The sequence below is a fragment of the Shewanella mangrovi genome (genome assembly GCF_000753795.1).
Taxonomy (GTDB): domain Bacteria; phylum Pseudomonadota; class Gammaproteobacteria; order Enterobacterales; family Shewanellaceae; genus Shewanella; species Shewanella mangrovi.
In genome coordinates, this window is the sequence record NZ_JPEO01000018.1 from 73811 (window position 1) to 83775 (window position 9965).

Below are 9965 nucleotides of genomic sequence, written 5' to 3' on the forward strand. Positions count from 1 at the left end.
ACACCATTACACTTATCTCAATGATTAAGCACTTTTGACCACATTTCATACATTGATTTCCTGAATTTATTGAACTTTTTTTAGTGCAAAATGGCAAAAATGGTGCAGACATTGACCTAAAACTATGCAACACTCAATTTTAACCGTGAAGAAACAACCGTAATTCATACAGTTAACATTTGGCACAGTTCATGCTGTACCCATATTGCCTTTCCATTATCGAATCAATAACAACAAGGAGCTATCCAATGGCAACTAGCGACGCCCCAAACATCCAACGCAGACAGTTACTGAAATTATCAGGAGTGTTGGCAGGCGGAGCAGCATTGACCGGTCTTTCATCGGCTGCTGTAGCGAAATCAAGTGAAGGAACTGCTAGCTTTAAAACCCCTACTCCAGAAAATCCAATCCGTATTTGCTGGAATGAAAACCCACTGGGCATGTCGCCAAAAGCCCAAGCTGTTGCACGTGAGACTGTGGCACAAGGCAACCGCTATCCATTTACATCAACTGGCGAACTGCAAAACTTGATTGCAGCTGATTACGGTGTGCCTGCTGATCACGTACTGCTGACCGCTGGCGCAACCGAAGGTATTCGTGCCGCAATCGAAGCGTTAGCCGCACCAGACGTACAGTTGGTTTTACCTGCATTGACATTCGATGCAGCAGAAGAAAATGCCAAAGTGAATGGCATCACCAAAATCACGAAAGTCCCTATGCTGAAAGATTGGGGCATTGATCTGCCAGCAATGAAGAAGGCAGTCGCGGATTACGATGGTCCTTCTGTGGTTTATTTCGTTAACCCTAATAACCCGACTGGTGCTATCTGTAAAGCAGACGACGTTGAAGCATGGATCAAGAGCAAGCCAGCAAAGACCATCTTCTTGATGGACGAAGCCTATGCTGAATTTGCTGATGACAAGAACTTCCGCTCTTGTGCGCCACTGTTAAAAGAAGGTGCAGAAAACATCGTACTGCTGAAAACCTTCTCTAAACTGTTCGCAATGGCAGGTATGCGTGTAGGTTGGGTTGTATCTACACCAGAAATGGTAGGTAAACTGCGTGAGAAAACTGCTTCAAACGCACTGAACTTCCCAGCAGTAAAAGCAGCCATCGCTTCTTGGAAAGATAAAGAGTTCATCAAGTTGAGCCGTGCAAGCAACAAAACTTCACGTGAAATCCTGTTGCAAGCACTGCACGCACTGAAGTTTGACTATGTACCATCAAACACTAACTTCATCTTCCACAAAGTATCTGTGCCTTTGGCTGAATACCAAAAGCACATGAAAGACGCTGGCATTTTGGTTGGCCGCGCTTTCCCTCCAGCAGATGAATATTGTCGTGTGTCACTGGGTACTCCAGAAGAAATGACATACGTAGCAAAGACTATGCTGGAATTGCGTAAAAAAGGCTTAGTGTAAGCCTCCCTTTTCTTCCCAAACCCACCATTAAAAGCCACCTTAAGGTGGCTTTTTTGTCATGAAGCCAAACAACGTAGTAAGAAATGGAGGCTAGCGTAAACAGAGACCAATTATACTTAAAGAAAATAGCTATAGCTGGCTAAGAGATTCAAACACATCGAAAGGTTCATATAACGAGTTGGCTCTTTTGTAATAATTTAAATGTCGAACGATCTCAAAAAGCACTATAACAATGTTATAAAGAGTCTCTTTGCCTACTCATTGCTCTCGCCAATGTTGAGGCACTCGCATAACCAGTTTTTGAGGCTGCGTACTTTAAAGTTTTGCCCACGTCCAAAAGCTTTTTAGCTGAACATAAACGTAGCGCTTCTAGGTACTTGCCAGGAGAAATTTTCATAATAGCCTTAAATTGGGTAGCGAAAGCAGTTCTGGACATATTCGCTTCTTCTGCAAGCAATTCCAAAGACCAGTCTTTGTTGATGTCTGAATGCATCGCCACTACGCTTTTGGCAATTCGAGGGTGTGCTAGCGCAGAAAACAAACCAAAATTTTTATACGGCTGAGCAACTAGTTGACGCATAACTGCTATCAACATAATGTCTCCAGCCCGCTCCATTAGCAATGTTTGACCACATCTTGTCAACGCTACTTCTTGCGCAACCAATTGAACAATTTGAATAAGTGAAGATTCAGCATGTTCCAAATAAATCAACACCGACTCAGTCAACTCTGTAAAAATAAGGGATGCTACGGGTCCTTCAAAATGAATTTTAAACGCCATCCAAACCCGCCAGCCCTCATTTGAAGGTTTGCTCAACGCATTCTTCAATTCGTTCATGGAGGGACAGAGCAACAGACGAAAATTCTTAGCATCTATATGACCAAGATCACTCAACTCATCACGTGCGATGATATAAATAGCGAATCCTGTCGGATTTTCAGACAATTCAACTCGTGGTGATAACCCATTAAGCAGAGCGGTAAGTCGGTCAATTTTTGACATAAAAAAATAGTAACCTCACAACACAAACTGAACGATTGGCAAACATTATAGAACAAATAACAACAATTAGTATGAAATACTAAAAATCGTTAAACATGAAAACACCAAAGAGGTTCAATAATGCTAATGCCAAGACAACAGGTACCAACTCTTCAATTTCCAACCATTAATGGCAGTGATTATGATCTTGTTAAACAAGCTCCTGATAATTTCACGTTAATCGTTTTCTATCGCGGGCTCCATTGTCCTATCTGCGCCAACTATCTTCGTGAATTAGGGAGACTTCTTCCAGAGTTCAATAAACGAGGAGTTGATGTAGTAGCAGTTTCTAGCGATCAACGAGACAGGGCTCAACGGATGTTTGAGAAGCTGAAAAGTAAACAATTTTTACTTGGTTATAACCTCAACTTGGAAACGGCTAAAAATTGGGGACTTTATATAAGTACATCTAAGGGGATGACGTCAATAGGGCTAGAAGAACCCGCGCTTTTTTCAGAACCTGGAATATTCCTCGTCCGGCCAGACCAGACTCTATTTTACGCAAATATACAAACAATGCCTTTTGCCCGTCCAATGTTCACAGAACTGTTAAGTGCCATAGACTTTACACTCGAACACAACTATCCGGCACGTGGACAATATATTGGAGCGGTATAAAATTGAACTCTTAACCTATTGGGCACTTAATATCAGGTGCCCAACAGATTCAGTTAGTCGTATGTTCCTTTATTACATCCAGAAAAACCCTGAGACTATTAGACATATGACGATAGCGGGGAAAATAAACATAAAATCCTGGTTCCTCAGGACGCCAATCATTCAATACACTAATTAAATTACCAGCCTTTATCTGATCTATCGCATAACACTCCGGCACAAACGCTATTCCTAGCCCCAATGTTGCTGCCTTAACCATAACATTGTTGTTGTCTAATGAAATATGTCCGGGTACGTCAACAGCCACTGATTGGTCATTTTTAGAAAATTCCCAATGGTAACGTTTTCCGCTTGGTAACCGCTGCCGAATACAGCGATGCTTACTGAGTTCACTTGGTGTCTTTGGTGTCGAATACTGCTTTAAATATTTAGGAGAAGCGACTGCAACAAATCGAATTTTGGGACCTAAAGGGATTGCAACCATGTCTTTAGGCACAGATTCCCATAAACGAATACCTACATCAAATCCCTCTTCAACAATATCACTTAGCTCTCCGTCACAAACACAATCCAGCTTAATATTTGGATAATGCTCGCTGAATATGGGGATGACTTCTTCGAAAAGATAGCCGATTGCCCACTCACTACCATTAATTCGAATTTCTCCAAACAAGTGGGACTGGTCGTGACCAGCATTAAACAACAATTGATCTAAGTTGCTAAGTATGGGCGATATTCCTGTTAGCAAATGCTCCCCAGCAGAGGTCAAAGAAACACTGCGGGTAGTACGCCGTAATAATTGTGCGCCTAAATATTGCTCTAATCCTTTGATAATATGACTTAAGGCTGAACGACTAACGCCAAGATGATCGGCCGCTTTACTAAAGTTCGCGTGACGCGCGACTTCTCGAAATGCCTCTAAATCGCGAAGTGATGGTTTCTTCATTGTTGAATTTACCTAAACAACTCATTCGAGTTATTGAATATTAAACTCCCCATCATATTTATTTAAAGTGGAACCACTGAAAAATAAGGAGTGGATCTACATGTTGAATAAAACTTGGCTCATTACAGGAGCATCCTCAGGATTAGGTTTGATGCTCACTAAAAAAGCATTATTACGTGGTGATAAAGTGTTTGCGTCTGTGCGAAGAAAATCCCCCTTGGATGAGTTAAAAGCAACTTATCCTAACCAGTTGGAAGTCCTAAACTTAGATGTCACTGAAGTCAACGCTGTTCGTAGCGCTGTTGATAAAGCGTTTTTAAAGGGCTCGATTGACTACGTTGTAAGTAACGCTGCGTATGGTTTGTTTGGCGTGGCGGAAGCTTTGAGCGATCAGCAAATTGAGCGTCAACTAGCGACAAACCTTATTGGTTCTATCCAATTCATTCGTGCCGCACTCCCCCATTTACGAAAGCAAAATAAAGGTCGAATAGTGCAGGTTTCCTCAGAAGGGGGGCAAGTAGCATATCCGAATTTTAGTTTGTACCATGCAAGTAAATGGGGAATAGAAGGTTTTATTGAATCTTTATCTCTAGAAGTTAAAGAGTTTGGAATTGATTGTCTCATAATCGAACCCGGTCCAACTGAAACGCCCTTTATTAAGGGACTAGATTTGGCGAAATCTCTAGCATGCTATAAGGGGAGTGCCGCAGAACAAATGCGAACTTCGCTGTTTAATGGCGAATTTCCTTTTAAAGGAGATACTGAGAATACAGTTAACGCAATGCTAAAAGTTATTGATATGTCCCCCCCCCCATTCCGTGTCGCTCTTGGCAGTATCGCTTTTGACAATATTCAGAGGGCGTTAAGATTGCGTTTAGTTGAACTTGAAAAACAAAAAGTGCTTGCTTATTCAGCAGATAAAAACTGATACAGTATATCAGTTTAATGTGAATGGGATGAGTATTGCGCTAAGATTAGCACGCTCGTCCCATTATGACTTCCTTTTTATTTATTTTTTAATTATAAAGATCAGAAAGTTAAAAAAATACCCACCTATTTATAGACAAAAAGATGGTCTTCAATTAATGGTCAAATAACATAGTTGACTGAAAGCTCAAAATTAGACGTCCATAGAGATGTTAATGAAGTAATACTCGCCATTTGCCGATAATTTCTAAAATCAGCTTACTGAGATAGCGTACAAATAATTCCATCAGCGACAGCTAGCCCATTAGCAGGCCTACCACATAGCCTCGGTATCAAATTTACTGCTTGCCGATACAAAACCTTCGTATACTCAGCATTAGTCACCAAAGGGTTTCAGTGCTATTTACAGCGCAGAAATCTCATCCATGAATCGTCTCCTGTTACAAGGGATATAGAAATTGATGGTTAGTCATAAACAGCTCATTTTGTTTTTTGTGTTTATCTCGATGATCCGCGTTGGTATTACGAACGCCAGTGCAACCGAGCGGCTACAACTTCATCAAGTGTTACAAGATGATGTGAATGGTGTAGACGGCTTAGGCAATCCTCGCAACGTAAAAGTCCTTGCCGATAATTCAACGGTCTTTGTGTCGAGCGGGGATGATAATGCATTTGCCGTTTTTAGCGCCGACCGCGATTTCAAACTCAGCTTCAGTCAAGTATTTAAAAATGCGGCGGCTGATATTCATGGCCTAGAAGGCGCATCCGGCGTGACCTATTTAGGTAATGGCCAAAAGGTCATAGTGACTGGCTATTATGATGGTGCGGTATCGTTATTTTCCACGAACGATAATCGCTATCGGTATGACACGACGATCAGTGATGAACTTGGCTACAACAGAGTGTTTGATCGCTACGTCCCTTTGGCAAAGGTAGATCACTTCGGCTTACTTGGCGCCTGGGACATCATTAAAACCGACGATGAAAAGCAACTGTTTGTCGCTGGCTATATGAGCAATGCTATTTCGATTCTGGATGTAGATGCTGATAAAAACGTCATTTTTAATCGGACAGTCACCACAGCAACCCCATTGCAAGCTGACCTAGGTAAGCCGATAACCTTAGCACTGTCCCCCTTAAATGATGAATTATATGTACTGGGGTTCGACAATAACCAACTCACGATATTTGACCGAAGTGACAAGGGAGCGCTTATTCCCAAGCAGATCATAAAAGACCAAGTTGATGGCGTAACCGCATTTTTGAACCCGCAAAAGATGATTGTTTCGCCAGACGGACACGTCCTCTATGTTGCCTGCGCCGGCAGTAATACGCTGATGGCGTTTAAAAAAAGTAACGACGGTAAATTTGTGTGGCTGCAGTCGATAGATAATAGCGATGTTGGCGGTGCCGGTTTAGAGGGTGCAAGTAGTCTGGCCATCTCAGCTGATGGAAGCACACTTTATGCAGCCGGAGAATCAGGCAACGGCGTGTTTATCTTTAGTGTCGGCAGCGACGGACAGCTCAGCTTTGAAGGCAAACGCTTAACCGCAAATGGACATGAGTTAAAGAAAATCGCCTCCTTAACGCTTACCGATGATAATCAGTATCTTCTGGTTGCGACCGGCAAAAGTAATTCACTGGTGATTTTTAAAACCTTACGACAGTAGTTCACCCAAATCAGGAGTGCCAATTGAGACAAAAAAAGAGGCCATTCAAAGAATGGCCTAATAACATAGTTGACTGAAAGCTCCGGATTAGAAATCCATAGAGACGCGAGTGAAGTAGTACCCGCCGTTCCAGTCCACAACAGAGTCTGAGCGATAAATACGACCTTGACCAGTTTCGAATTGACCTTTGTCTGGGTAGTTATCGAAGATGTTACGTCCGCCAACGGTCAGCTTGATCATATCGGTGATTTGATATGAAACTTCCAGGTCGAACAGCACTTCTTCACCAAAGGTTTGCTTATCTAACACTTCAGCGTTAGCACCATCAGAGTTGGTGTAAGAACCGTAGTAGTTAGCACGAGCGGTCAGCGTAAAGTCACCGAAGGTGTGGTTAGCAGTCAATACACCACGCCATTTTGGCAGTCCATTTTCGAAGTCAAATGAGTCTTCGTGGTTGAACGCACCAGTCTTGTCGTCAGTGATTTCTTGCTTGTTGTAGTTGGCAGACATAGTGAACGAGGTGTAACCCAGTGGGTTATCAAATCCATAGTTAGTCACGAAGTCCATACCAGTGGTACGGGTGTCGAACATGTTTTGGAAGTAGAACACGCCGCCGATTGATTCTGCACCAGCAACACCCGCGTCAACCAATGCCAGATAGTTGTCATAGTCACTACCGGTTGTTGGGTCTGCACTCACATCCATAGTTGAAATCGCGTACATACGGTCTTTCAGGTCGATGCGATAGAAGTCCAAGGTCATGCCTAAGCCACTGTCGAAGTCAGCAGTGAAACCTAAGGTGTAGTTGGTTGATTTCTCTGGCTTCAATGGGCTTGCACCCAATGCTGCAGCGATTGGACCACCTGCTGGGAACAAACCAGTTGCTACTGGTAAGCCGTTTGGCAAACGAGTAGATACGTTGGTAGTACCTTGCTGACCAGGAGTTGGTGCGCGGAAGCCTGTACCGTATGACGCACGGACACCAAACTTGTCAGTGATGCGGTAGTTACCAGCAATCTTACCTACCAGTTCTGAACCGAAGTCAGAGTAGTCTTCCCAACGGAACGCAGTTTGCAGGAACAGTTTTTCAGTGACGTCAGCACTGAAGTCAACGTAAGCCGCATAAGAATCGCGAGAGTACTTACCGCTATACATTGGTGAGTAACCAGGGAAACCGTTAGAACCTACACCCATAACGCGGTAAACAGGATCTGATGCGTCAGCACAGTTCAGGGTTGAACCGTTGGCAATCACACCCAAACCAGCATCAGTTGCAGTACCGTCAGCGTTACAGAAGCCCCATGGGTCTGAAACTGAGTAGGTACCCGCTTCATAAGAAGCTTCATCACCGCCTTCCAGCTCATAAGATTCGTCCATATAGCTCGCACCGAAGGCGAACAGCAATGGGCTAGCGAAGGCACTAACGTCGAAGTCCATAGTGAAGTCAGCTTGAACTTGCTTCTCTTTGTTGATCAGCGCACCTGGATGGAACAATGTTGGCGTTGCATCACCCATTGATGGGTTGATGGTATTTTCCATGGTGTATTCGATCTTGTCTGAACCATAGCGACCACTTACGTCGTAGCTCAGACCGTTATCCAACATGCCCTTGGCACCAACAACGGCAGAATAGTCGGTTACGTCACCAGAGAATTGTGGCGTGAAACCACCTGGGAAGATTTCCATCGCACTCCAGGTTGAACCGTCTTGCAAACGGACGTTTTCAATAGTGCCGTTGTGTGGATAACGATAGAAGAACAGACCGCTAGCAGACTTATCGGTATAGCTACCGAATGAGTAAAGTTCTAATTTCTCGCTAACGGTGTAACCAGCGTTATAGAAAATCGCGGTAGACTCAGAGCTAGGTTGACCCCAAGGCTGTACATACTTCTTGCTGGTCATTGACGCTGATTGCCAGTTTTGGGCGTAATCTTCGTAGCTACCGAAACCTTCTGCAGGATAGGTGCTAGGGTCAGTCACACAGAAGTAAGATTCACAGTATTGTTGAGCACGTACGGTAGGATCTGAATCAGAGTATTCAGCAGAAATACTCAGGAAGCCGTTGTCACCCAGTGCGAAACCTTTGTTACCGCTCAGTGTCAGCGCTTCACCATCGCCTTCATAGAATTGACCCCAGTCAGCGGTGAAAGAACCGCCTTCGGTGTTGTCTTTCAATTGGAAGTTGATAACCCCAGCAATCGCATCAGAACCATACTGAGCCGCCGCGCCATCACGCAGTACTTCTACAGTTTTCAGAGCTGAAGATGGAATGGTTGAGATATCTGGACCCTGGCTACCTGAACCGCCGATCTGTACCAATGCAGCACGGTGACGACGCTTACCGTTCACTAACACCAAGGTTTTATCGGTATCCATGCCACGCAAAGTCGCTGGACGGATAAAAGTGCCACCATCTGACAATGGCTCACGGTTTACCGAGAAAGACGGCACCAGAGTTTTCAAAATGTCGTTGGTATCGGAGAAACTTACTGATTTCAATTCATCATCAGCAATTACATCTACCGGAACAGGTGAATCCTTTACTGAACGAGCAGCACCGCGAGAACCGGTAACTACCATCTTTTCGATTTTGCCAGCGGCGGCAGCGGCAATCGCTGCTTCTACTGCTGCATCATCTTCTTCGTCAGCCCATACCTGGCCTGTAAACGCAATCGATGCACATGACAACGCGAGCGCATACTTAATTGAACGACTAAGCTTTTTCTCTTTGATCATACCAACCCCTTGATACTGATATTATTTTTCTTGTGATTTTTATTATTGCCTTTCATGGCAACTAACTACCGCAAGACTGCTCCCGAAAAAAAGTGGATGACAACGTTGGTAAAAGCTCACCGTTAACCTTCACTTTTACCACCACCGCAAACACACACTTGCAACATTAAATTTTCATGTGTGCCACTTTTCATGACCTAGTAGTTCAAATACCGTGCCCACTTCGCCAAAAGTACACATTTTTGCAACAAATCTTTTTTTACAATTACGAAATATCAATGGTCAAAATATGATGGAGGTCAACAAATACGGGGGTTACAGAATGTTCACATCGGTTAATCATTAGGCAAAAAACAATCTAGATCATCTTCAGCTAATTCAGCTTGTGAACGGAGAAAGCGATACAGCAGCGGAAAAAACGTGGTGGAAGTTGCACCAAAAGCAGGCGTTGCGCACCAAATTGTTTCAGAGTTAATCAAGCATATTTTATAAGAAATCTTGATAATTTAGATTGAAAAATTATCGATTCTTCAATTCATCTCGAAATATGCACAAACTTTGTCAATAGGGGAAAAGTAAAGAATCCACCTTCTGAAGAAGGTGGC

At 43.5% G+C, this 9965-nt stretch carries 7 protein-coding genes; 4 read left to right on the forward strand and 3 right to left on the reverse strand.

Annotated elements, in window-relative coordinates:
• The first annotated feature begins 248 nt into the window (after positions 1-248).
• The gene (locus HR45_RS16280) at positions 249-1421 is read left to right on the forward strand and encodes a pyridoxal phosphate-dependent aminotransferase (protein ID WP_037445090.1); all 1173 of its coding nucleotides are present in this window, start codon (positions 249-251) and stop codon (positions 1419-1421) included.
• 235 nt (positions 1422-1656) lie between these two features.
• Here the strand turns inward: HR45_RS16280 and HR45_RS16285 are convergent, their stop codons facing one another.
• Positions 1657-2424 carry a helix-turn-helix domain-containing protein gene (locus HR45_RS16285; protein WP_052074803.1) on the reverse strand — a complete coding sequence of 256 codons (768 nt, stop codon included), beginning with the start codon at positions 2422-2424 and terminating at the stop codon, positions 1657-1659.
• Between the two features lie 126 nt (positions 2425-2550).
• Here HR45_RS16285 and HR45_RS16290 point away from each other — a divergent pair, with 126 nt between their 5' ends.
• Positions 2551-3081, forward strand: coding sequence for a peroxiredoxin-like family protein (locus HR45_RS16290; protein WP_241461151.1), 531 nt, complete (start codon positions 2551-2553; stop codon positions 3079-3081).
• Positions 3082-3130: 49 nt separating this feature from the next.
• Here HR45_RS16290 and HR45_RS16295 read toward each other — a convergent pair whose 3' ends face one another.
• Positions 3131-4027, reverse strand: a complete 897-nt coding sequence (locus HR45_RS16295) for a LysR family transcriptional regulator (RefSeq protein WP_037445096.1) — start codon at positions 4025-4027, stop codon at positions 3131-3133.
• A gap of 100 nt (positions 4028-4127) precedes the next feature.
• Between HR45_RS16295 and HR45_RS16300 the strand changes: the two genes are divergently transcribed.
• Both HR45_RS16300 and HR45_RS16305 read left to right on the forward strand, forming a co-directional pair.
• Positions 4128-4955, forward strand: coding sequence for an SDR family oxidoreductase (locus tag HR45_RS16300; protein ID WP_241461152.1), 828 nt, complete (start codon positions 4128-4130; stop codon positions 4953-4955).
• 460 nt (positions 4956-5415) lie between these two features.
• Positions 5416-6624 carry a beta-propeller fold lactonase family protein gene (locus HR45_RS16305; RefSeq protein WP_037445100.1) on the forward strand — a complete coding sequence of 403 codons (1209 nt, stop codon included), beginning with the start codon at positions 5416-5418 and terminating at the stop codon, positions 6622-6624.
• Between the two features lie 87 nt (positions 6625-6711).
• On the opposite strand, the gene HR45_RS16310 is transcribed toward HR45_RS16305, so the two are convergent.
• Positions 6712-9360: a TonB-dependent receptor plug domain-containing protein gene (locus HR45_RS16310; RefSeq protein WP_037445102.1), complete on the reverse strand. Its 2649-nt coding sequence runs from the start codon at positions 9358-9360 to the stop codon at positions 6712-6714.
• Between the last annotated feature and the right edge of the window lie 605 nt (positions 9361-9965).

What these genes read in the sequence shown, in the direction of transcription:
- HR45_RS16285 (WP_052074803.1), bottom strand. Translation starts at nt 2,424, where the DNA reads ATGTCAAAAATTGACCGACTTACCGCTCTGCTTAATGGGTTATCACCA.
- HR45_RS16290 (WP_241461151.1), top strand. Translation starts at nt 2,551, where the DNA reads ATGCCAAGACAACAGGTACCAACTCTTCAATTTCCAACCATTAATGGC.
- HR45_RS16300 (WP_241461152.1), top strand. Translation starts at nt 4,128, where the DNA reads ATGTTGAATAAAACTTGGCTCATTACAGGAGCATCCTCAGGATTAGGT.
- HR45_RS16280 (WP_037445090.1), top strand. Translation starts at nt 249, where the DNA reads ATGGCAACTAGCGACGCCCCAAACATCCAACGCAGACAGTTACTGAAA.
- HR45_RS16295 (WP_037445096.1), bottom strand. Translation starts at nt 4,027, where the DNA reads ATGAAGAAACCATCACTTCGCGATTTAGAGGCATTTCGAGAAGTCGCG.
- HR45_RS16305 (WP_037445100.1), top strand. Translation starts at nt 5,416, where the DNA reads ATGGTTAGTCATAAACAGCTCATTTTGTTTTTTGTGTTTATCTCGATG.
- HR45_RS16310 (WP_037445102.1), bottom strand. Translation starts at nt 9,360, where the DNA reads ATGATCAAAGAGAAAAAGCTTAGTCGTTCAATTAAGTATGCGCTCGCG.